Origin of the sequence: Streptomyces sp. NPDC056883, assembly GCF_042788835.1 — a bacterium.
In the GTDB taxonomy this organism is placed as follows: Bacteria; Actinomycetota; Actinomycetes; order Streptomycetales; family Streptomycetaceae; genus Streptomyces; species Streptomyces stoeckheimensis.
The window spans coordinates 18,632-40,580 of the sequence record NZ_JBHUBS010000010.1 but is presented as its reverse complement, the minus strand read 5'-3'; the positions used below and the strand labels follow the sequence as shown (position 1 = coordinate 40,580).

General features: G+C 73.7%; 18 protein-coding genes. 3 read left to right on the top strand and 15 right to left on the bottom strand.

Annotated features, from left to right (window positions below; translation table 11 throughout):
* Positions 1 to 173: 173 nt before the first annotated feature.
* From ACFRU2_RS23720 to ACFRU2_RS23695, 6 genes are all read right to left on the bottom strand, one after another.
* A complete protein-coding gene (locus ACFRU2_RS23720) occupies positions 174 to 1,091 on the bottom strand; it encodes an ATP-binding cassette domain-containing protein (RefSeq protein WP_382975274.1) in 918 nt (305 codons plus the stop codon).
* Entirely contained in the window at positions 1,088 to 2,074 is a 987-nt protein-coding gene (locus ACFRU2_RS23715) for an ABC transporter ATP-binding protein (RefSeq protein ID WP_382975271.1), read from the bottom strand. Before ACFRU2_RS23715 ends, ACFRU2_RS23720 begins: the two co-directional genes overlap by 4 nt.
* Positions 2,071 to 2,970, bottom strand: a complete 900-nt coding sequence (locus ACFRU2_RS23710; RefSeq protein ID WP_382975268.1) for an ABC transporter permease — start codon at positions 2,968 to 2,970, stop codon at positions 2,071 to 2,073. The genes ACFRU2_RS23715 and ACFRU2_RS23710 overlap by 4 nt, the downstream gene beginning before the upstream one ends.
* The gene (locus ACFRU2_RS23705; protein WP_382975265.1) at positions 2,967 to 3,947 is read right to left on the bottom strand and encodes an ABC transporter permease; all 981 of its coding nucleotides are present in this window, start codon (positions 3,945 to 3,947) and stop codon (positions 2,967 to 2,969) included. Before ACFRU2_RS23705 ends, ACFRU2_RS23710 begins: the two co-directional genes overlap by 4 nt.
* Complete coding sequence (locus ACFRU2_RS23700) at positions 3,944 to 5,647, bottom strand: ABC transporter substrate-binding protein (RefSeq protein WP_382975262.1); 1,704 nt, start codon at positions 5,645 to 5,647, stop codon at positions 3,944 to 3,946. The genes ACFRU2_RS23705 and ACFRU2_RS23700 overlap by 4 nt, the downstream gene beginning before the upstream one ends.
* A gap of 132 nt (positions 5,648 to 5,779) precedes the next feature.
* The gene (locus tag ACFRU2_RS23695) at positions 5,780 to 7,462 is read right to left on the bottom strand and encodes an amidohydrolase (RefSeq protein ID WP_382975259.1); all 1,683 of its coding nucleotides are present in this window, start codon (positions 7,460 to 7,462) and stop codon (positions 5,780 to 5,782) included.
* A gap of 129 nt (positions 7,463 to 7,591) precedes the next feature.
* On the opposite strand from ACFRU2_RS23695, the gene ACFRU2_RS23690 reads away from it, so the two are divergent.
* Positions 7,592 to 8,296 (top strand): TetR/AcrR family transcriptional regulator, encoded by a 705-nt coding sequence (locus ACFRU2_RS23690; protein WP_382975256.1) that lies wholly within the window; start codon positions 7,592 to 7,594, stop codon positions 8,294 to 8,296.
* A gap of 27 nt (positions 8,297 to 8,323) precedes the next feature.
* Here the strand turns inward: ACFRU2_RS23690 and ACFRU2_RS23685 are convergent, their stop codons facing one another.
* Together ACFRU2_RS23685 and ACFRU2_RS23680 are read right to left on the bottom strand one after the other, a co-directional pair.
* Positions 8,324 to 9,214, bottom strand: a complete 891-nt coding sequence (locus ACFRU2_RS23685; protein ID WP_382975253.1) for a helix-turn-helix domain-containing protein — start codon at positions 9,212 to 9,214, stop codon at positions 8,324 to 8,326.
* Positions 9,211 to 10,032 carry a helix-turn-helix domain-containing protein gene (locus ACFRU2_RS23680; protein WP_382975250.1) on the bottom strand — a complete coding sequence of 274 codons (822 nt, stop codon included), beginning with the start codon at positions 10,030 to 10,032 and terminating at the stop codon, positions 9,211 to 9,213. Before ACFRU2_RS23680 ends, ACFRU2_RS23685 begins: the two co-directional genes overlap by 4 nt.
* Positions 10,033 to 10,295: 263 nt before the next feature.
* Here ACFRU2_RS23680 and ACFRU2_RS23675 point away from each other — a divergent pair, with 263 nt between their 5' ends.
* Complete coding sequence (locus ACFRU2_RS23675) at positions 10,296 to 10,703, top strand: peptidoglycan-binding protein (protein ID WP_382975248.1); 408 nt, start codon at positions 10,296 to 10,298, stop codon at positions 10,701 to 10,703.
* 80 nt (positions 10,704 to 10,783) lie between these two features.
* Here the strand turns inward: ACFRU2_RS23675 and ACFRU2_RS23670 are convergent, their stop codons facing one another.
* Positions 10,784 to 12,817, bottom strand: a complete 2,034-nt coding sequence (locus ACFRU2_RS23670; RefSeq protein ID WP_382975245.1) for a prolyl oligopeptidase family protein — start codon at positions 12,815 to 12,817, stop codon at positions 10,784 to 10,786.
* A 146-nt stretch (positions 12,818 to 12,963) separates the two neighbouring features.
* Here ACFRU2_RS23670 and ACFRU2_RS23665 point away from each other — a divergent pair, with 146 nt between their 5' ends.
* On the top strand, positions 12,964 to 14,259 hold the full coding sequence (locus ACFRU2_RS23665; protein ID WP_382975244.1) for an MFS transporter: 1,296 nt from the start codon (positions 12,964 to 12,966) through the stop codon (positions 14,257 to 14,259).
* A 10-nt stretch (positions 14,260 to 14,269) separates the two neighbouring features.
* On the opposite strand, the gene ACFRU2_RS23660 is transcribed toward ACFRU2_RS23665, so the two are convergent.
* The 6 genes from ACFRU2_RS23660 to ACFRU2_RS23635 all read right to left on the bottom strand — a co-directional run bounded on the left by ACFRU2_RS23660 (position 14,270) and on the right by ACFRU2_RS23635 (position 21,946).
* On the bottom strand, positions 14,270 to 15,526 hold the full coding sequence (locus ACFRU2_RS23660) for an MFS transporter (protein ID WP_382975241.1): 1,257 nt from the start codon (positions 15,524 to 15,526) through the stop codon (positions 14,270 to 14,272).
* A gap of 33 nt (positions 15,527 to 15,559) precedes the next feature.
* A complete protein-coding gene (locus tag ACFRU2_RS23655; protein ID WP_382975238.1) occupies positions 15,560 to 16,861 on the bottom strand; it encodes an alkaline phosphatase family protein in 1,302 nt (433 codons plus the stop codon).
* 78 nt (positions 16,862 to 16,939) lie between these two features.
* Complete coding sequence (locus ACFRU2_RS23650) at positions 16,940 to 17,905, bottom strand: galactokinase (protein WP_382975235.1); 966 nt, start codon at positions 17,903 to 17,905, stop codon at positions 16,940 to 16,942.
* Positions 17,902 to 19,947, bottom strand: coding sequence for a methyltransferase domain-containing protein (locus tag ACFRU2_RS23645; protein ID WP_382975233.1), 2,046 nt, complete (start codon positions 19,945 to 19,947; stop codon positions 17,902 to 17,904). The genes ACFRU2_RS23650 and ACFRU2_RS23645 overlap by 4 nt, the downstream gene beginning before the upstream one ends.
* The gene (locus tag ACFRU2_RS23640) at positions 19,944 to 21,119 is read right to left on the bottom strand and encodes a glycosyltransferase (protein WP_382975230.1); all 1,176 of its coding nucleotides are present in this window, start codon (positions 21,117 to 21,119) and stop codon (positions 19,944 to 19,946) included. The genes ACFRU2_RS23645 and ACFRU2_RS23640 overlap by 4 nt, the downstream gene beginning before the upstream one ends.
* A complete protein-coding gene (locus tag ACFRU2_RS23635; RefSeq protein WP_382975228.1) occupies positions 21,116 to 21,946 on the bottom strand; it encodes an alpha/beta fold hydrolase in 831 nt (276 codons plus the stop codon). Before ACFRU2_RS23635 ends, ACFRU2_RS23640 begins: the two co-directional genes overlap by 4 nt.
* Positions 21,947 to 21,949 lie beyond the last annotated feature (3 nt).

Sequence of the window (21,949 nt, the reverse complement as noted above, 5' to 3'; positions counted from 1 at the left end):
TCACGGGCGGGACCGTCCGCGGCGATCGTAAGCCACGGGCGGCGCCCGCTGAGGGATCTTCCGCCATGCGTTCCGGGGGCGCCAGGGAGGATCCGGCCAAGATCGCCCGACTGCCCGGAGCGGCGTTCCTCCGCCTGCCGGCCGCGGCGGGCCCGCACGAACCCGCCCCGGCGTCACGCCCCCGTCGCATCTGCCGCCCCTGCCGCCCCTGCCGTCACCGTCGTCGTCAGGGGGTCCAGCTCCCGGCGGCGTCGGCTGATCGAGTCGGGGTCCCAGCCCGGACGGGGTACGGAGGCCAGCAGCAGCCGGGTGTAGGGGTGGTGGGGGTCGGTGAGGAGCTCGTCGACCGTGCGGTGTTCCATCGTCCGGCCGCGGTACATGACGAGCGCCTCGTCGCACACGTAGCGGACGACGGCCAGGTCGTGGCTGACGAAGACCAGGCCGATCCCGGTGTCGCGCCGGATGTCGGAGAGCAGGTTGAGCACCTGCGCCTGTACGGACACGTCCAGGGCGGACACCGCCTCGTCGAGCACCAGGACGGCGGGTTCGACGGCCAGCGCCCTGGCGATCGCGGCGCGCTGGCGCTGCCCGCCGGAGAGCCTGCGGGGCAGGGCGGCCGCCTCGCGGTCGCCGAGGCCGACCTGGGCCAGCAGTTCCCGCACCCGTGCGGCCCGGGCCGTCCGGTCGGACATCCCGTGCAGCCTGAGCACGCCGTCGACCGTCTCGCCGATGCCGAGCCGCGCGTCCAGGGAGAGGTAGGGGTCCTGGAAGACGATCTGGACCGCCTTGGCACGGGCCAGCCGGGCCGGCCTCCCCCGTACGGAGGCCGCCAGAGGCCGGCCCTGGACCAGGATCTCCCCCGCGTCGGGGCGTTCCAGGCCGATCAGCATCCGGGCCGTGGTGGTCTTGCCCGAGCCGGATTCGCCCACGATGCCGAGTGCCCCGCCGGCCCGCACGGAGAACGACAGATCGTCGACGGCGACGACCTCCGTCCCGCCGGTCCGGTAGGTCTTGCGCAGTCCGGTCACCCGGAGGAGCTCCGGGGCGGTGTCCTTGCCGGACTCGATGTCCGTGCTCGACTCGGTGTTCAACGGTCCTCCTTGGACGCGAGCTCGGGCGCGAGTTCGGCGGCGCGGTGACAGGCGACCTCGGCCGGGCCGTGTGGCACGAGTTCCGGCGGCGACTGGTCGCAGCGCCCCGGTTCGGCGAACCGGCAACGGGGCGCGAAGGCGCAGCCGGGGGCCGACTCCAGCAGGCCCATGGGGGCGCCGGGGATGGGGGTGAGACGGGCCGGGGGGCCTTCGAGCGGCGGGGAGGAGCCGAGCAGGCCCGCGGTGTAGGGGTGCCGTGGGGAGGCGAAGAGTTCCGCCACGGGCGCCGTTTCGACGATCCGGCCCGCGTACATGACGTAGATCCGGTCGCTGACGGAGGCGGCGAGCTCGATGTCGTGGGTGATGAGGAGGAGTCCGAGGCCGCGTTCGCGCTGGAGGCGGCCCAGGACGGCCAGGATCTCGGCCTGGGTGCTGACGTCGAGCGCGGTGGTCGGCTCGTCGCAGAGCAGGAGCCCCGGCTCGGTGGTGAGGGCCGCGGCGATCACGACGCGCTGGAGCATGCCGCCGGAGAGCTCGTGCGGGAACTGGTTCAGGTGGCGTACGGGGTCGGGCAGACCGACCGCGTCGAGCAGTTCGGCGGCCCTGACGTCGGCCCGGGCCTTGGACCAGCCGTGCACCAGGCGCAGCGGTTCGGTGAGGAAGTCCCCCACCCGGCGCACCGGGTTGATGGCGGCGCGGGGGTCCTGGTAGATCATCGCCGCCTTGTTCGTGCGCACCTCGCGCAGGCTCGCGGGGGCGGCGCCGACCAGGTCGGTTCCCGCCACCCGGACCCGGCCGCCGATCTCGGCGCCCTGCGGGAACAGGCCGAGGGCGGCGCGGGCGGTGACGGACTTGCCCGAGCCGGATTCGCCGACCAGGGCGACGACCTCGCCGGCCGCGACGGTGAGGCTGACGCCGTCGAGGAGGGGGCGGGCCATCGCGGGGAGGGTGACGCGCAGGGCTTCGTAGGCGAGCAGTGTCATCGGGAGTCCCTCCCCGCGAGGCGGTCGCCGAGGTCTTCCCCGACGACGTTGAAGGCGACCACGACCAGGACGACCACCACGGCCGGCGCGATCGCGGAGAGCGGCTGCCCCTGGAGGACGGCCGCCTGCCCCTGGTTGATCATGGCTCCCCAGTCGGGGGTGGGCGGCTGCACGCCGAGTCCCAGGAAGGAGAGGGCGGCGAGGTCGAGCAGGGCGTAGCCGAAGTTCACCGTCGACTGGGCGAGCAGTGTCGGGGCGATGTTGGGCAGCAGTCTGCGGACGGTGACGTACAGCGGCGAGTGGCCCTGCACCTGGTAGGCGGCGATGTAGGGCCGGGACTTCTCCCGGACGGCCAGGCCCCGTACGAGGCGTGCGGTGTACGGCATGTAGGCGAGGGCCATGGCGATCACCGGAGCCGTCATCCCCTTGCCGAACAGGGCCACCGCGAGGATCGCGAGGAGCAGCGCGGGGAAGGCGAACAGGACGTCGAGGGCCCGGCCGACGGCGGTGTCGATCCAGCCTCCGCGCCAGGCCGTGAACAGGCCGATGGCGACGCCGAGGATCGTGGAGAACAGGACGACCGCGAGCGGACCGGCCAGGCTGGTGCGAGTGCCGACCAACAGTGCCGAGAGGGTGTCGTGGCCGCCCTGGTCGGTGCCCAGCCAGTGCTGGGCGCTCGGCCCCAGGAGGGTGTCGCCGAGCTGTCCGAAGGTGGGGTCGTACGGGGCGATCCAGGGTCCGAGCAGGGCGATGAGCACGAACAGGACGAGGAGCGCCAGGCAGGTCCGCTGGAGCCGGCTGCCGCCGAGGCGGCGCAGCCGGGCGAGCGGGTCGCGCCGGGTACGGGGGGCCAGGGGCGTGGTGCCCGTGTCGGGAAGGGTGGGAAGGGTGGTCATCGGGCGCTCCCCGCCGCGGCCGTGCGCGGATCGATCAGTGGCTGGAGCAGGTCCACGAGGGCGTTGACGACGACGAACGCGGCGACCACCAGCAGCACGATGGCCTGGACGACCTGGAAGTCGAGCTGGTCGACGGACTGCACCAGCAGGGAGCCCACGCCGGACATTCCGAAGGCGGTCTCGACGATCGCGGTGCTGACCAGCATGCCGGAGACCAGGAGGGCGGAGACGGTGACGATCGGTCCGAGCGCGTTGCGCAGGACGTGCCGCCGGATGACGGTGCGCCGTGGCGCTCCGCGGCTCAGTGCGACCTCCACGTGGTCGCGGCCCAGTTCGTCGAGCATGGCCGAGCGGGTCACCCGGGTGACCAGGGCCGTGAAGGTGACGGACAGGGCCGCCGCCGGGAGGATCACGTGGTGCAGCCGGTCCATGAGGCCTTCGCCGTTGCCGATGGTGGGGAACCAGCCCAGTTGCACTCCGAACACCGACCTGAGCAGCAGGGCGGCGACGAAGGCGGGTGCGGCCGCGCCCACCGTGACGAACAGCATCAGGGAGCGGTCGGTGCGCGACCCCCGGCGCAGCGCGCCGATGATGCCGGAGCCGATGCCGAACACGGCGATCATCAGGCCGGATACGGCGATCAGCAGCATGGAGGAGGGCAGGCGCGACCAGATGACGGAGGAGACGTCCTGGTGGAAGAGGTAGGAGCGGCCGAAGTCGCCGTGCAGCACCCCTTCGAGCCAGTTCCAGTACCGGACGAGGAAGGGTTCGTCGAAGCCGTACTGGCTGCGCAGCGCGGCGAGGTCCTCCGGGCTGGGGCTGCGTCCCTTGATGAGGAAACTGGCGGGGTCCCCGGGGGCGAGGAAGAGGGAGGAGAAGACGAGGAAGGAGGTGACGAGCAGGGTCGCCGCCATGCCGGCCAGGCGGCGCAGCACCCGTACGGCGCGGGTGGTCGCGGCCTTCGCCGCGGCCGTCATCCCTTGGCTCCGATCTCGGCCGCCCACGGGTAGTAGAGGTAGGCGATGGAGGGCTGGACACCGGTGATCTTCTTGCCCATGAAGACGCTGACGGGCAGGGAGTAGAGGGGCAGCCAGGGCAGTTCGCGCGAGGCGATCTTCTGCGCCTCGGCGTTGGCGGCCGCGTGGGCTGCGGGGTCGTAGGCCCCGACGGCCTTTTCGACGGCGGCGTCGAAGGCCGGGTCGGACCAGTTGCCGTAGTTGCTGAAGGCTCCGGTCTCCAGCGAGGCGAACATGTCCAGCGGGTCGGTGATGGACGTGTACCAGAAGGTGAGGAAGAGGTCGATGCCCTCGCGGGCCGCGGGGTCGGTGAAGAGCGTCGTGTACTTCTCCGCGGAGAGGGAGTCGATCTGCGGCTTCAGTCCGATGGCGGTGGCGGCCTGGGCGACGGCCTGGGTGATGATCGTGGTCTGCGAGTCCAGCGGGCTGGTCGCGATCACGACCTTCTGGCCGTTCACTCCTGCCTCGGCGGCGAGCGCCTTGGCCTTGGCCGGGTCGTACGGGTACTTCGGCAGGTCCTTCAGGAGCGCTTCGCGGGTCGCGGGGGGCGCGTCGGCCCACAGGTTGTCGGTGACGAGCGAGTCCGAGACCTCGCCGACCCCGCCGGCGCCGGCCTTGACGATGCCCTTGCGGTCGATGGCCATGAGGAGGGCCTGGCGGATCTTGGGGTTGCCGAGGGGTCCCTTGAGGTTGGCGACCACCTCGTCGGCGACGGTGGTGTTGCGGCCGAAGTAGAGCTTTCCGGCCTCGGTGGAGCCCAGTTGGGCGTATGCGTTCGGCGGGACCATCCAGCCGCCGTCGACCTCCCCGCTCTGGAAGGCGTTGACGCGGGTGGTGGCATCGGCGAGGAAGACGAACTTCACCTCGCCGGACTTGGCCTTCAGCTCCTGGTTCCAGTACCCGTCGAACCGCTTGAGGGTGAGGGACTGTCCGGAGGTCCAGGATCCGAAGGAGAAGGGGCCGGTGCAGTTCACGCCGGTCTGCGGATTGCCGTAGTCCTTGCCGGACTTGGCCAGGGTGGCGGCGGATTCCACGGTGCCGGGGCCGGCGGCCAGGTACTTGTTGAAGGTGGAGTCCGGTTTGGTCAGGGTGACGGTGACTTCCATCGGGCCGGTCTTGTCGATGGACTTGACGTTCTTGTACTGGTTCGCCCAGACGCTGGCGGTCTCGGGGTCGAGGTTGCGGCTCAGGGAGGCGACGACGTCGTCGGCGGTGAGCACCGTCCCGTCGTGGAAGTGCACGCCGGGGCGGATCTGGTAGACCCAGGTGGTGGGCGTGGGGTTGGTGTACGAGGCTGCGAGCCCCGGGGAGGTCGTCAGGTCCGGGTTCCAGCGCAGCAGGCTCTCGCAGACGTTGGAGAGGATCTGGTTGGGCGGGAAGTCGAAGGAGTACGCGTAGTCGATGGTGGTCGGCTCCGCGTAGACGGACCAGGTGAAGGAGTCCACGTTCCCGGTGGCGGCGGGCGTCTTGTCCGTGATCTTGTACGCGGTGGCCCGGTCCGCGTCCTTGTCGGCGGCGGCGCCGCTGCAGGCGCTGGTGACGAGCAGGGCCGCCGAGGCGAGGACGGCGGCCGCGGCGCGGCGCACGCGGCTGCGGCCGTGCGTGCGGTCGTGTGTGCGGCGGCCGTCGCGCAGCGGGGATCCCGATCGGGTGGATGACATCGTCTGACTCCCTGAGGGATGAGCTCGGTGGGGTGGGTGACGCTCGGCCGGTGGCGGCCCGGCCGGTGGTGGTGCGGAGGCTGAGCGGGGTCTGGGCGGGGGCTGGGCAGGGGCTGGGCGGGTGGCGGTCGCTCAGTCGGTCGCGGCGAAGACCAGTTCGCCGTCGATGTACGTGCGCAGCACGCGGGTGTCGGCGATCTCCATCGGGGGGTGCGCGAAGGGGTCCCGGTCGAGGACGACGAGGTCCGCGTACTTGCCCTCCTCGACGGTGCCGGTGGCCTCGTCGAGGTGGTTCACCCACGCGCTGCCGGCGGTGTAGGCGGTGAGCGCCTGGGAGAGGGTGAGCGCCTGCTCGGGGAAGAACGGCGGCGCCGGTTCGAAGGTCCCGGTGGCGTTCGGGGCCTCGTCGGGTACGGAGCGGTTGACGGCGACGTGGATGCCCCACAGGGGGTTGGGGCTGCTGACCGACCAGTCGCTGCCCGCGACCAGGCGGGCTCCGGCGCGCTGGAGGTCGCCGAACGGGTACTGGAGGCGGGCCCGTTCCGGTCCGAGGAAGGGGATCGTGAGCTCGTCCATCTGCGGTTCGTGGGCGGCCCACAGCGCCTGGATGTTGGCGGCCGCGTCCAGGCTCGCGAAGCGGGCGATGTCGTCCGGGTGGACGACCTGGAGGTGGGCGAGGTGGTGGCGGTTGTCGTTGGCCCCGTTGGCCTCGCGGGCCTCGGCGAGGGCGTCGAGCACCTCGCGCACGGCGCGGTCGCCGAGTGCGTGGAAGTGGATCTGGAAGCCTGCCCGGTCGAGCCGGGACACGGCCGCGGTGAGCACCTCGGGGTCGATGAAGCTGAGCCCGGAGTTGTTGGTGGCGCAGCCGCAGCCGTCGAGGTAGGGCTCCAGCATGCCGGCGGTGAAGTTCTCGGCGATGCCGTCCTGCATCATCTTCACGCTGGTGGCGTTGAAGCGGCCGACCCGTCCGGTGCGGCGGCGCTCCTCCAGGTCGGGTATCTGCTCCAGGCCGCGTTCGCGGTCCCACCACAGGGCGCCGACGACGCGGGCGCGCAGGGAGCCCTCGCGGGCGGCGCGCAGGTAGACGCCGTAGTTGTCGGGGTTGCCGGGGAAGGCGCCGATCATGGCGTCCTGCCAGCTGGTGACGCCGAGGGAGAAGAGGTGCTCCTGTGCGGCGAGCAGTCCGGCGAGCGCCTCGTCCGGGCTCGCGATGGGCACGTGCCGGGCCACCAGCTCGACGGCGCCCTCCTGGAGGGTGCCGGCCGGGCTTCCGTCCTCCTCCCGCTCGATCCGGCCGTCGGCCGGGTCGGGGGTGGTGCGGTCGATGCCCGCCGTCTCGAGCGCCCTGGTGTTGACCCAGGCGCCGTGGCCGTCCCGGTTGGTGAGCAGGACGGGCCGGTCCGGGACCACCGCGTCGAGCATGGCGCGGGTCGGGGTGCCGCCGGGGAAGACGTCCATCGACCAGCCGCCGCCGCGGATCCAGACCGCGTCGGGGTGGGCCGCGGCGAATTCCGCGACGACCGCGAGGTAGCCCTCGATGGTGCGTTCCTCGCTCAGGTCGCAGCCGAGCATCTGGACGCCGGCCACCGCGGGGTGCACGTGGGCGTCCTGGAATCCGGGGACGAGCAGTCCTCCGGCGAGGTCGACGACCTCGGTGTCGGCGTCCGCGAGCGAGCGGACGGTGGCCGCGTCGGCCACGGCGATGATCCGGCCGCCTCCGACGGCGACGGCGGCGTCGATCGGGGTGGGTGAGGTGCCGGTGAAGACCCGTCCCCCTACGAAGACGATGTCGGCACGCTGCCTGGTCTTGCCCATCGACGCATCCTTCGGCTCGGCGGGTGAGCCCCGCACGGCTGGTTCGTTGAGGAGGAGTGAACGGGAGCGCAACAATGTTGTCAACGGTGTTGCGCTCGCTCTGATCCACATCGTTACACTGGCCCCACCATGCCGAAGTCATCCGACACACCCGCCCGGTCCAAGCGCGCGGGCAGCCAGCTCACACCCGACGCGATCATCGAAGCGAGCCTGCGCATCGCGGCTCGCGGCAGCGAGGACGCCTTCACCGTGCGGCGCCTGGGCGAGGAGCTCGGCGCCGACCCGACCGCGATCTACCGGCACTTCCGCGACAAGGACGAGCTGCTGCTGTCGGTCGCCGACCGCACGCTCGGCGAGGTGCTCGACCGCATCCCCGAGGGGCTCGACTGGAAGGACCGGCTGCGGGCGCTCGCCGACGGCTCCCTCGAAGTCGCGCTCAGGTACCCGGTGGTCGGCTCGACCATGGCCAGCCGGACCACCCGCAGGCCCAACGAGTTCCGCGTCGTGGAGCTGATCCTCGGCGCGGTGACCGAGGCCGGCCTCGAAGGGGCGGAGGCGGCCGTCCACTATCGGATGGTCGGCGACTCCCTCCTGGCCTACGTCGGCCAGCGCGCCGCCTACCTGCTGTTCGACCCGGAGGTCCGGGCCGCCGACGAGTCCTCGTGGAACCGCGAGTACCGCCTGGTCGACCCCGCGGGCTTCCCCAACATCAGCCGGCTCGGCGCCCAGCTGGCCGAGGTCACGGACGAGCAGATCTTCGAGGCCAGGGTCGAGGCGCTGATCACCGCGATCGAGACCCGGGTCGAGGTGCTCCGGGGAGGAAGGACCCGCTGAGGGGTGGCCGGGCCCGCGCCGGGCGGCTCAGCCGAAGCAGACCCGGGCTTCGGCGGCCGGCTGCCCCGGCGTCACGCACGAGCGGATGCCGGTGGTCCCCCGGGGCACCGGAACCATCGGCGTCGCCACGTACTGGCCGACGTCCAGGTCGCCCGCCCGCACTTCCTGGGGGTCGGCGACACCGGGGACGATCAGTTCGACGCGGTCCCCGGGCCGGAGGCCCGACGCCCGCACCCACACGGCCTCGCACAACGCCCCGTACCTCAGCTCCAGTTGGCGGGCGCCGGGTCCCGTGTCGGTACGCAGGGCGGTGACCATGCCCGCTCCCCCGCAGCCCATGCGGACCGGGTCCTTGCCGGCGCAGCCCGCCCCCGCGCAGCCGGGGTTGCGGATCATCTTCTCCGCCGGCCCGGCCTCGCCGGCCTGCCGCGGTCCGGACTCCCGGGACAGCAGCAGACCCGCGGTCAGTACGAGGAGGACGCCGCCCAGGACGGAGCCCGTCAGGACCAGCCGCCGGCGCCGTCCTCCCGGCGCAGGAGCAGGTTCTGCGGCGGGGGCGGGTCCGGCAGGGGCGGGTCCGGTGAAGGCGGGTCCGGCAGGCGCGGGGGCGGATCCGGCGGCACTCGGTGCGGAGGTGGGCACGGGGACGGCCCGCGGGGGCGCGGGGACGGCCCGGCCGCTCCAGACGAGGTCCGCGAGCTCCCAGAGCGCGAGCAGCCTGCCCGGATCCTCCCGGGCCACGGCGCACAGCACCTCGACCGCCTGCCGGGGCGGCTGCTGCTTGCCGTTGAGGTAGCGCTCCCAGGAGGACTTGCTGTACGGCGTGCGCCGGCCGAGGTCCACGAGGCTCAGGCCCGTCCGGCGGCGCAGCCGCCGCAGTTCGGCGGCGAGGTGCCCGCACTCCGCGGGCAGGGTCACTTGCGCAGCTCCGCCCAGGTCTTCGGGCCGACGATGCCGTCCGTGACCAGCCCGCGCGCGGCCTGGAACCGGGTCGCGGCCTCCTTGGTGTCATGGCCGTACAGTCCGTCGGTGGTCTTCGGGTCGAAGCCGTGCTCGCGCAGCAGGCACTGGACCTCGACGACGTCGAAGCCCGTGCTGTTGGTGTCGAGCAGGATCTCGCGGCTGGTGCTGTGCCCGGCCCGCAGCTCGCCGTCCTTCCGTGCGATGTCGCAGTCGTACGCCACTCCGCGGCGGTAGCCGGACGTACCGGCGTCCTCACCGCGCACCGCGTCATCGGCCCATGCACCCCCGGTCAGCAGGCCGGCGCCGAAGGCCACGACCACGGCCGCCGCGATCCCGGCGAGGAAGGTGCGCAGCCGGACGCTGCGCGGGGCCGGTACGGCTGCGGGCTCCGGCCCCGGCGTCACACCGCCCGCCGGGCCGTTCGCCGTACCGCCCGCCTGGCCATTCGTCGTCCCGCCCGTCGGCTCGGCGGCTCCTGCGACCGACGGGACCGGGGCGGCCGGGGCCTGCCGGCGCGCCTGTACGGCCACCTCGTGCAGGACCACCAGCCGCGTCTCGTCCGCCCCGCAGAGCCGGGCCAGTTGCTCCACGGCGCCGCGGGGCACGGGCTGCTTCCCGTTGAGGTACCGCTCCCACGAGGAGCGGCTGTAGCCGGTCTTCGCCGCGAGGGCGGCCAGGCTCAGGCCGCTGCGGTCCTTCAGGCGCCGCAACTCGGCGACGAGCCGGCCCTCCCGGCTGTCGAGCCCGGAGGGCAGTTCCTTCCAACGCGCCACTGTGGCTTCCCCCTCGACTCAGGGCACAGCATCGGGGCACCGCGCGGAGCTGACCAGGGGAACCCGCGCATTGGCGGGATCTCTCTCTCGTCCCGGCATCCCACGAAAGTGTCCCAGCGCGGGACGTCCCAGCAGGTCGGAGCGTGGGACGTCCCGCGCTGACCCCGGTCTCCGGGCTTCCTGGACACCGCCGATGTTGGCGCAGGAGAGTCGCTGCCAGCACCGGGCCGGATGCCCGGTCCTCGACAACGGAGGAATGCAGAATGAACCTTCGCAAGCAGATCATCGTGACCGTGGCCGCGACCGTCCTCGGCAGCGGACTCGCCTTCGGAGGCGCCGCCAACGCCGCCGCTCCGGCGTCCGCGCCCCTCTCGGGGCAGGGCGCCGCCGCTTCGTGCAACTTCTACCCGACCGGGACCACGCTCACCAAGACGGGGCAGACGGGCGATGCGGCGGTCAAGCGCATCAAGCAGGTGCAGTGCCTGATCAACCAGAACACGAGCTACCCGATCCTGCTGGACGTGGACGGCAAGTTCGGTCAGAAGACCTACGACGCCGTGATCAAGGTGCAGCAGAAGGCCAAGATCTCGGACGACGGCGAGGTCGGCGTCAACACCTGGGGCAAGCTGCGCGCCGGCGTCTGGTGGCAGACCTCACTCGACGCGCGCTGACGACGCGCGCCGCCGTGCCCCGGCCGCGTTCTCCGAACGGTCCACGCATCCGTTCGGCGAGCGCGGCCGGTCCCCCGGGTTCACCGCTTCGGGGTCAGCCGGTCCCACAGGAAGGTGTGGACCAGCGCCTCGTTGAAGGCGGTCTGCCCGTGGTCGGTGGCACCGGAGTGGCCGCCGCCGAGGTGCTCGTGGAAGAGCACGGGGTGCCCGAACTCCCGCAGTCGGGCCGCCATCTTGCGGGCGTGCCCGGGGTGGACGCGGTCGTCGCGGGTCGAGGTCAGCAGGAGGAGCGGGGGGTACGGGGGTCCCTCCGCTCGGACCTGGTGATACGGGGAGATCTGCTCCAGGTGGGGCCGGTCGGCCGGGCTGTCGGGGTCCCCGTACTCGGCGATCCAGCTCGCTCCGGCGAGCAGCTTGTGGAAGCGCAGCATGTCCAGCAGCGGCACGTGGGCGACGACCGCGCCGAACAGTTCGGGGTCACGGGTGAGCATCGCGCCCATGAGCAGTCCGCCGTTGCTGCCGCCTTCGATGCCGAGCTGGGCGGGGGTGGTGACGTCCCGGGCGATGAGGTCCCGGGCCACGGCCGCGAAGTCCTCGTAGGCCCGGACCCGGTTCGCCCCGAGCGCGGCCTTGTGCCAGTCCGGCCCGTACTCGTGGCCGCCCCGGATGCCCGCGACGACGTACGTTCCGCCGCGCTCGAGCCAGGCGCGACCGGTCACGGCGCTGTAGCCCGGGACCATGGAGACCTCGAAGCCGCCGTAACCGTAGAGCAGGGTGGGGCCGGGGCCGGTGCGGTCCTCGGGTCCGACGACGAAGTACGGGACCTTCGTGCCGTCCGCGGACGTCGCGAAGCACTGGCGGACGGCGAGACCCTCGGTGTCGAAGAGCGCCGGGCCCTGCTTGACGGTCTCTTCGGCGCCGGCCGGGGCCGTACCCCGGTAGAGGGTGGACGGCTGGAGGTAGCCCGAGACGTTCAGGAAGAACTCGTCGCTCACGTCCGGGTCGGTGCCGGTGACGGAGGCCGTAGACAGCGGCGGAAGGCCGGCCAGCGGTGCGCGGCGCCAGCCGTCGGGGCCCGGGCCGGGGGTGAGGATCTCCATCCGGGAGGAGACGTCGGCGCTGGTGGTGAGGATCAGGTGGTGGCGGGTCCAGCTCCAGCCAGCGAGGGCGGTGTGCCCGTCCGGGGTGAAGAGCACCGCCGGCTCCCGCTCCCCCGCCCGGAAGGCCTCGAAGTCGAAGGCGAGCAGACTGCCCGCGTCGTGGCCGAGCCACGGCGACTTCGGGGCGACGATCAGCCACTCGCGGTGGACCGAGGCGCCGGCGTCGTCCGGTACGTCGATCTTCAGGGGCGCGCCGCCGGTCCCCTCCTCGGGCAGGAGGAACAGCTCCTGCTTCCAGAAGTCGATCTGCCGGTGGACGAAGTCCCGTTCGAAGCCGGGCGTGTCGTCGTGCCATCCGGAGGCGGACAGGTCCGAGGGCCGACCCTCGTAGACCGTTTCCGCCTCCGCCAGGGGCGTGCCGCGCCGCCAGCGGCGCACCTGGAGGGGGTAGCCGGACCCGGACATCGAGCCGGGGCCGAAGTCCGTCCCGATCCAGACCCGGTCCCGGTCGATCCACCCGATCCGGGTCTTGGCCTCCGCGACCTCGAACCCGCCCTCGACGAACTCCAGCGTCTCCAGGTCGAACTCGCGCACCACGCAGGCGTCCGCGCCGTCCCTCGACAGCATGATCAGGGCGTGGCGGTGCTCGGGCGCCAGGACGGCGCCGCCCGCCCAGGCCCACTTCTCCCCCTCGGCCTCGGCCAGGGCGTCCAGGTCCAGGACGGGCTCCCAGTCGGGCCGCTCCTTGCGGTACTCCTCCAGCGTGGTGCGGCGCCACAGGCCGCGCACGTGGTCGGCGTCCTGCCAGAAGTTGTAGAGGTGCCGTCCCCGTCGGCGGGTGTAGGGGATCCTGCCGTCGTCGTCGAGGACCTCACGGACCGAGGACTCCAGCACCTTGAAGGCGGGGTCCTCCGACAGCGCGGCCACGGTCTCGGCGTTGCGCTCGCGGACCCAGTCGAGGGCGGCCTCGCCGGATACGTCTTCGAGCCAGAGGTAGGGGTCTGCATCACTCATCCGCCGATTGTGCAGGATCGGCCCGGGTGCTTCCGACCGCGCAGGCCCGGGTGCGGCGCACGAGACCGCGCCGAGGCCGGTCCGGGGCGGTCCGGGGCGGAAAATCCGTTGCCCCCGGGCGGGGGCGGCACCGACGATGGACCCTCGTGAGTACCTCCCGTTTCGCCTCCGTGCTGCCCGACCTGTCCCCGTTGCGGTCCAGCCCCGACTTCCGGCTGCTGTTCTACCAGGGCACGGTCACCTTCTTCGGCTCGTTCATGGCGATGATCGCGCTCCCGCTGCAGATCAAGCACCTGACGGACTCGCCGCTCGCGGTCGGTGCGATGGGCGCGGTGGAGCTGCTCCCGCTGGTGGTCTTCGGTCTCTACGGGGGCGCCCTCGCCGACGCCGTGGACCGGCGGCGGCTGATCCTGCTGACCGAGGCCGGGCTCGGGGTGCTCGCCCTGGTCCTCCTGGTGAACTCGGCCCTGCCGACCCCCCTGCTGTGGCCGCTGTACGTGGTCGCGGCGTGCGTATCGGCGCTGACCGGCCTGCAGCGGCCGGCCATGGACTCGCTGATGGCGCGGATCGTGCCGCACGACCAGCTGACCGCCGCGGCCGCGCTGAACGGGCTGCGCTACCAGTTCGGCGCCATCGCCGGTCCGGCGGTGGCCGGCCTGGTCGTCGCGTACGCCGGGTACGCGTCCGCGTACGCGGTCACCGTCACGGGATTCTTCGTATCGGTGCTGCTGTGCCTGCGGCTGCGTCCGGCTCCGCCCGCACGGGACGCCGAGCGGCCCTCCTTGCGGGGGATCGCCGAGGGGGCCCGGTACGCCTGGAGCCGGCCCGTGCTGCTCGGCACGTACGCCGTGGACCTGGCGGCGATGTTCTTCGCCTTCCCGAACGCCATCTTCCCGTTCCTGGCGGACGAGCTCGACGCCGTGTGGGCGCTGGGTCTGATGTACGCGGCGGGCGCGGTGGGCTCCCTGGTGCTGGGGCTGACCAGCGGCTGGGCCTCGCGGGTACGCCGCCACGGGCTGCTGGTGGTGTGCGGGGCGGGGGTCTGGGGGCTGGCCATCGCGGCCGCGGGCTGGTCGGGGAACATCTGGCTGGTGCTGCTGTGCCTCGCGGTGGCCGGTGCGGGCGACATGCTCAGCGGGCTGGGGCGCGCCACGATCTGGAACCAGACGATCCCCGAGGAACTGCGGGGCCGGCTCGCGGGCATCGAGGTGCTCTCGTACACCGTGGGCCCGCAGCTGGGCCAGGTCCGCGCGGGCACGATGGCCGGCTGGACCGGTACCCGTTCGGCCTTCTGGAGCGGCGGACTCGCCTGCGTGGCCTCGGTGGCGCTCCTGGCCGCCCTGCTGCCGAAGCTGATCTCCTACGACGCGGACACCGACGAGGACGCCCTGCGGCAGCGGGCCGCGAAGGAGCAGCCGCAGCCGAGCGGAGCGACCGCCTGACCCTGCGCCCTCACGCCCCGGGCGGTTCCTCCGCCGGAGCGGAGGTGGCCAGGGCCGTGGCGGTCAGGGCCAGCAGCAGTCCGCCGGCCGCCGCGGCCAGCGCCGGGCCCGGTCCCCACAGGGTCCAGGCGGCGCCGAAGAGCAGGGAACCCGCGAACCGCGCCAGGGCCTGCGCCGTCTGGAGCACCGCCAGCCCGGTGGTGCGCAGCCCGGGGGGCAGCAGCGGCCCCGCGGCGGCCATCAGCACCCCGTCGGTGGCCGCGTAGAACAGGCCGACCAGCCCCAGGACCCCGAGCACGAGCGCGGGGCCGGGCGGTACCGGGGCCAGGAGCAGCAGGCAGGCGCCGAGCAGCAGCCCGTGGCCGCCGAGGAACACCCGGTGGCGGCCCAGCCGGTCGGCGAGCCGCCCCACGGGCACGGCGGCCAGCAGGAACACGGCCGCGGTGCCGACCGGCAGCAGCGGGAACCAGGCCGTCGGCAGGTCCAGGCGCCGCTGGAGGAGGAGGTAGAGGAAGGCGTCGCCGACGGTGAAGAGGCCGAGCACGGCGGCGGTCAGGCAGAGCCGCCGCAGGCCCGGGATCCGCAGGAGGGTCCGCACCGGAGGCGTACCGGCCGTACCGGCCGCCGGTGCGGGCGCGGGACTTTCCCGTACGAACAGGGCCAGTACCAGCACACCCAGCACCGCGAGGCAGCAGCTCACGGTGAAGACGGCCTCGTACCCGTCCACCGCCACCCACAGCACGCCGAAGGCGGCCAGCGGTCCCAGCAGGGCCCCGGCCGTGTCCAGCGCGCGGTGCACGCCGAAGGCACGGCCCTGCTCCCCCGGCGGGCAGGACAGCGAGATCAGCGCATCGCGCGGGGCGGTGCGCAGTCCCTTGCCGGTCCGGTCGGCGGCGAGCACCGCCGCCACCGACCAGGGGGTGGTGACCGCGAGCAGGGCCGCCTTGCAGGCGGCCGAGATCGCGTAGCCCGTGCCGGCGACGAGCTTGCGCCGGTTGGTGCGGTCCGAGACCCGTCCGCCCACGAGGCGCAGCAGCGCGGTGGCGCCCTGGTTCAGCCCGTCCAGGGCGCCGAAAGCGAGCGGGGACATCCCCAGTCCGGCCACCAGGTACAGCGGCAGGACGGCGGTGACCATCTCGGCGGAGACGTCCGTGACCAGGCTGACCATGCCGAGGGCGAGCACCGTGCCGGGGACGGCCCGCAGGGGGCCCTTCGGAGCCGGAGGGTCTGCGGCGATGTCCGCCGCACGGCTGGTCGACAGGTACACGGGTGCCTCCTTGCACGTTCGGAACCAGGTGGGTCAGAACCAGGTGAGGGTGAGGGGGAAGGTGGTGGTGGCGGTGGCCGGGGTGGTGTCGGTGGCGGTGGCGGTGATCTGGATGGTTCCGGTGGCCCAGGGTTTGCCGGTGATGCGGCCGGTGTTGGCGTCGAGGGTCAGGCCCCAGGGGAGTCCGGTGGCGGTGTAGCGGACGGGAGGCTTTCCGCCGGTGGTGGTGAGCTGGATGGTGCAGTTCTGGTTGAACTTGCAGCTCTGCGGGCCGGGGCTGACCAGCTTCAGCTCGGCCGAGGTCGGAGTGGGGGTCGGGGTGGGCGTGGGAGTCGGGGTCGGGGTCGGGGTCGTGGTGGACGTCGGGGTCGGGGTGGGTGTCGGGGTCGTCGAGCCGAACACCTCGCTGATCGGCTGGACGTTGGCGGCGTTGCCGGCGTGCGTCGCCGTGCCGAACAGGTCCTCGAAGGTGCGCAGCAGGTGGTGGTGGTTGAAGGCGGTGGAGTAGGTGCCCGTCTTGACGTTCGCCCCGTAGAAGACGGTGGCGATCTGGTTGGAGCCGAGGTAGTTGTCCTCGTCCCAGGTCAGCACCAGCAGGCTGTTGTTGGCCTTGGCCCACTGCGCGTAGGCGTCGATGTTGTTCTTCGTCCAGGTGTCACCCGTGCCGACGGAGCAGGAGTGCATGTCGTTGCACTGGTTGGGGACGATGAACGACAGGTTCGGCAGCGCCGCGAAGTTGTTCTGCGGGAACTGCGCCCAGGTCTTGCCGGTGTTGAGCGGCACGTTCTTGAAGGCGAACCACGGGTTGTGCTTCTGGGCGTACTGGCCGTTGGTGCAGGCCGTGGAACCCTCGCTCGGCAGGTCCTCGTTGTACGTCGCGAAGGTCTTGCCGGCCGCGATCACCTCCTGGCCGAGGTTGGCCGCGGTCATCGACTGCGGGGTGTAGCAGCCGTCCCCGGTGATGCCCTGGGTGGCGCCGGAGAAGAGGTTGAAGTAGTTCGGCTGGCTGGGGTGGGTCAGCGCCTTCATGCCGGTCAGGCTCGCGCCGCCGCCCGCGAGCTGGTTGATGTACGGGGCGTTGGCGCTGCCCATGATCTCGCCGTACTGCTTGTTCTCGTACACGACGACGACCACGTGGTCGTACGCGGGCAGCGCGGCTGCGGCCGCGGGCGACGCGGAACCGCTCTCGGCCGCCTGGGAGTTGGCGATGGTGAAGGCGCCCAGCAGGCCCAGGGCGCCGAGGCCTGCGACCAGGGCGGACCGGTGGATCCGGTGTCTCGCGCGAGCGGTCGCGCTCGCGCTCGCCGTCGTCGACGACGGGGGACGGAGGGGCATGGGTGGTTCCTCCTCGTGATGAGTGGTGTGGTGCTCGGGGTGAGGGCCCGGTGTGGGGCCTGGTGTCGGGGGCCGGGGTCACGCCTCGCGGCGGGCCGCGCCGGCCACGGTGATGTTCAGGAAGCGGGGCGCGGGCAGCCCCCGGTCGCGGAAGTCCTCCGCGACCGCCGCCCGGACCGCCGTCAGCCGGGCCTCGGGCAGCAGGACCAGGACGCTCCGCCCCGGCCGCTGCCCGGGCGGCCAGGCGCTCAGGGCCCCGGCCCGGCGGGCGCACCCGACGGCCCGGGCCAGTTCGGCCGTACGGTCCTGCGTGCCGTCGGGGTCCGGCCGCAGGGCCAGCAGCACCAGGCGGGACCCCGACCCGGCCGGGTCGAAGACCACGTACCGCTGCCGGTGCCGCCGGGGCTCCGGCCCGGCCGGGCGGTGGCCGAGCAGCAGGGCCCGGCCCGGCCGGGCGAAGAGGGCGCCCCGGCGCAGGGCGTCGTCGCCGTCCGGCAGGGCTTCCGCCGTCAGCCGGGCCAGCAGGGACCGGTCCGGGTCCTCGCCCGCCGGTGTGTGGACGTCGGCCACCGCGAGCGCCACCGCACAGTCGGCGGCCTCCTCCGTGGCCAGCCCGGCGGCCTGCGTGAGGGAGCCCTGCACGTGCAGGTCGGTCCCGCCCCGGCCGTAGCCGGCCCGGGCCAGCGCGCGCAGCAGCGCGTACGGGCGGGCGGCCCAGGCCGGGGCGGCGGGCGGCGGCCCGGACAGGGTCAGCGGAAGGTCGCAGCCGTCCGCCGGGTGGGCCAGGGAGCTGAGCCGGACCAGGCCGTCGGTGCGCGGGGCCGCTGCGGCCGCCACCGGCCAGCCGGCTGCCGCGACGAGGCCCGGGGAGCCGAGGTGGAAGGTGTAGGGGGCGCTCCAGACGGCTGCCGGGGGCCGGCCGTGCGCGGCCTCCAGGGCGTAGGCCACCAGGCGGAAGAGCGGGTCGGCGGTGGCCCGGCGGGCGAGGTCGCTTCCGGGAAGTGCCGCGGGGCCGGTGGTGGCCGGTGTGCCGGGGGCCGTCATCGTGCGTCCTTGCGGGCCAGCATCCGGTAGGCGTTGCCGCCGTCCGTGCTGCGGGCCGCGGCGGTGCGCAGCCCGTCGAGGACCGTCGCGGCGGCGAAGCAGGGCAGCGAGGCCAGCCGTACGGCGCCGGTGAGCGCGCGTCGGCCGGCGGTGGCCGGGGGTCCCCAGGGCCGGTCCGGGTCGGGGGCCAGCCGGGTCGCGGTCAGGGCCACCGCGCCGAAGAAGTCGTTGCCCTGGTGGGCGGCCCCGTGTTCCTCGGCGAGGACGGTGAAGCCCCGGTCGGCCAGCGCTTCGCGCAGGTTCGAGGAGGGGATCAGGTGCTGGTGCTGCGGCTGGAACCAGGGCAGCCAGGCCGGTCCGAGCAGCCGGGCCATCCGGGACTCGGGGTCGGGGAGTTCGATGGTGAGGTAGCCGCCGGGGGCGAGGACGGCGGCCGCCGTGTCCAGTTCCGCGAGCGGGTCCCGGGTGTGCTCCAGGTAGTGGTACATGCTGACGACCTCGTACTGGCCCGCCAGTTTCACCGCGAACTCGGGGAACTGGCCCTGGTACCCCGTCTCCACCCAGCCGCGCCGCTCGGCCTCGCGGACCCCGTCGCCCATGTCCAGCCCGTCGAAGCGGGTGTCGGGCCAGACGGCTCGGGCCGCGTTGCAGAAGTGGCCGTGGCCGGTGCCGACGTCGAGCCAGGACACGGGATCGGTGTGGGGGCGGAGCATCTCGGCCCGGCCCCGGTAGGCGGCGCCGAGCCGGCCGAAGACGGTGGCGGCGCCCTCGCCGCCGCGGCCGTCGTAGAAGTCGCGGTAGTAGAACTCCAGCCCCTCCGGGGACAGCCGGGGGTTCTGGAAGACGTGCCCGCAGGCTCCGCACTGCTCCAGGGTGAAGCGGCCGGGCTTGCCCTGGAGCAGGTCGGGCACCCGGACCCGCACGGTCAGGTTTCCGGAGCCGCACCACGGGCAGTCCGGCCGGCGCGGTTCGAAGAACCGGTCGGTCCCGGCGGCCAGGTCGGACCGGTACGCGCGGACGGCCTCGGCGCGGACCGTCTCGGCCCGGTCCGCCTCGGCCCGGAGCGACTCGGCCCGGACCGCTTCCGCCCGGACCACTTCCGCGCGGACTCCCTCGGCCCGGATGCCGGCCCGGTCCGCGTCCTGCGCCGTGGCCTGCCCGTTCGCCGGTACGGCGGCCCGGGGTGGCGGCGTACGGGTCGTCGCGGCCGCCGTACGCAGGGCCGCGCCGAGGGAGCGTAGGGGCCGGGCGGCCGTGGCCCGGGCGAGGTCGCCGGGGCGCAGGGGCGCGCCGGACCGGCCGAGGGCCAGGTAGGGCTGGATCCAGTACAGCCCCGCCGCGGCGGCCCCCCACCGGCCCTGGCGTACGGCGGCCCCGCCCAGCAGGGCCAGCCCGGCGAGCTGGGCGGCGGCGAGCGCTCCGGGCGGCAGTCCCTGGGCCCGCAGTTCGGCCGCCCGCGCCGGTCCGCCCGTGTCGGCGGGTGGTCCGCAGCTCAGCGCGGGTGCGATGGCCAGGCCCGTGGCATCGGCGGCGTACTCCTTCACGCGCCGGATGACGGCCATGAGTTCCGCCGGAGTGGCGTCCGGTCCCGGCAGGTCCACGCCGGCCCGGGCGAGCACCTCCTCGGCGACGAGCACGGCGAATCCGGCCCCGCGCCCCTCGCCCAGTCGGTCCTGCCGGTAGCCGGCCGGGTCCACCAGGCGCAGCAGGCCGAGGACCCGCTCGGTGGGCAGGTCCCCCGGCAGCAGGTCCAGTACCCGCAGGCCCTCCCGGTCGGCGTAGGAACAGGCGGCGAGGAAGGTGACGACGTCGGGCTCGACGCCGCCGGCGGTGAGCAGCCGCCAGCCGGCGGCGCGCGGCACCCCGGCGTCCGCGGGGGCGGTCATGGGCAGCACCGGGACCGCCCGCAGGCGGCGGGCCGTCCGTACCGTGCCCGCGCCGAGGGCGGCGAGCAGGAGGACGGAGGTCCACCGGACGCGGGACAGCAGCGGGGGTGCGGTGAGGCGGATCCGGGCGGGGGAAGGGAGCGGGGGGCGCGTCATAGGAGTTCCTCCAACCGGTCGGCCGCGGCGGCGGCCCCGCCGGCCGCGGCGAATGAGGCCTGGATCCGCCGGGCACCCCGGCGGTGGCCGGGGTCGTCCAGGACGGCCGTCAGTGCGTCGCGCAGTTCCTCGGCCCTGGTCCGGCCGAACCGCACCCGCACCCCGGCCCCGGCCTCCACGACCTGCCGGGCGACGATCGGCTGGTCGTCGCGGATCGGGGCGACCACCAGCGGCAGGCCGTGCGCGAGGGTCTCGCAGACGGTGTTGTGGCCCCCGTGGCAGACGACGGCGTCCAGGTGCGGGAGGAGGTCCAGCTGCGGGACGCTGTCGCGCAGCAGTACGTTCCCGGGGACCGCCCCGACCAGCGGGGCGGGGGCCGCCAGGACCAGCTGGACGTGTTCGCCGAGCCGTTCGGCGGCGCCCAGGACCGCACCGTAGAAGCGGCCTCCGGCTTGCTGGTTGAGGGTTCCGAGCGAGACGAGTACGCGGCGCCGTTCCGGGTCCAGCCGCTCCCAGGGGAAGCGGGGGGCGGGCGGGCGGGCCCCGAAGGCCGGACCGACGAAGGCGTAGTGAGGCGGGAACTTCTGGTCTCCTCCCACCAGTTCGCGGCTGGAGAAGACCAGGACCAGTCGCTCCGAGAACCGTGGATCCCACGGTTCTGCGGCCGGCTCGGGACCTCCGCCGCAGTCCGTCAGCAGCCCGGCGATCTGTTCGGCGACCCACTCCCCGACCTTGGGGAAGTCCGCGAAGGGCTGGGTGAGTTCCGCCGAGGTGCTGGCGGAGGTCACCCAGGGCACCCCGAGCCGCCGCGCGGCCACCGGACCGGCCAGGGCCTGCTGGTCGGCGACCAGCACGTCCGGCCCGAAGGCACCGATCGCCCGGACCACGCCCGGGAGCATCGCCCTGGCCAACGGGACCAGCGCCTCCTCCCAGAGGAACCGCAGCGCCCCGACCCCGCGCAGATCGCGCCAGCGGGCGTGCAGCAGGGCGTAGTCGCCGCCCGCTTCGGCGCCCGCGGAGAGGATCCGGGCGTGCTCGGGCAGCAGCCGGGACAGCGCCCCCGGCGGGCCGGTCCAGGCGACCTCGTGCCCGCGGGCGGCCAGTTCGGCGCCGACCGCCACGGTCGGATTGATGTGGCCCGCGAGCGGCGGCACCGTGAAGAGCACCCTCATCGGACCAGCGCTCCCGCCGTGGCCGTGGCCGTGGCGTCGAGGTGGGCGAGTACGGCCGCTCTCAGCGCTCCGCTGCTCTCCTTCAGCACGTCGTGCCCGAGGCCCGGCAGGATCTCGACGGCGGTGACGTGCGGGGCGTGGCGGGCCAGTTCCCGGGCGCCCGGGACGAGTTCGGAGTGCTCGCCGCAGACGATCAGGACGGGGCAGCGCAGTCCGGCGTAGTCGGCCGGGGTGAAGGTGCGGCTCGCCGCGATGTCGTCGATGAGGGTGGTGCGGTTGAGCAGGTCGTCGGCGATGGCCGTGAGGTTGGCCGCCTTGCGCAGGCGCAGCGTGAGCAGGTCGGCGGGTACCGCACTGTCCTCCAGACTGAGCGCCGCCGCCGACAGCGTGTCCACCATGTTGTCCACCCAGGCCCCGCTGAGCGGGGGTTCGAGGAGGGTGAGCCCGGCGACCAGGTCGGGTCGGGCCAGGGCGGCGTGCAGCGCCAGGGTTCCGCCGTAGCTGTTGCCGACCAGGTGGACCGGGCGGTGCCCGAGGCCGAGGGCGCCGAGCAGGGCGAAGAGGTCCCGTACGGCGGTGCGGCTGTCGTATCCGGTGGCCGGCCGCTCGGAACGGCCGTGGCCGCGCAGATCGTAGAGGACCACCTCGTGCCCGGCCCGGGCCACCGGCACGGCGAGGGGGCAGTAGAAGGAGGAGAGGTTGTCGACGACCAGCCCGTGCAGGAACACCACCACGGGGCGGTCGAAGGCGTCGGGGCCGTCCGCGTGCGCGGTGGCCGGGAGCTGCTGGACGTGGAAGCGGACGGTGCCCGCGGGAACGAAGGCCATGGC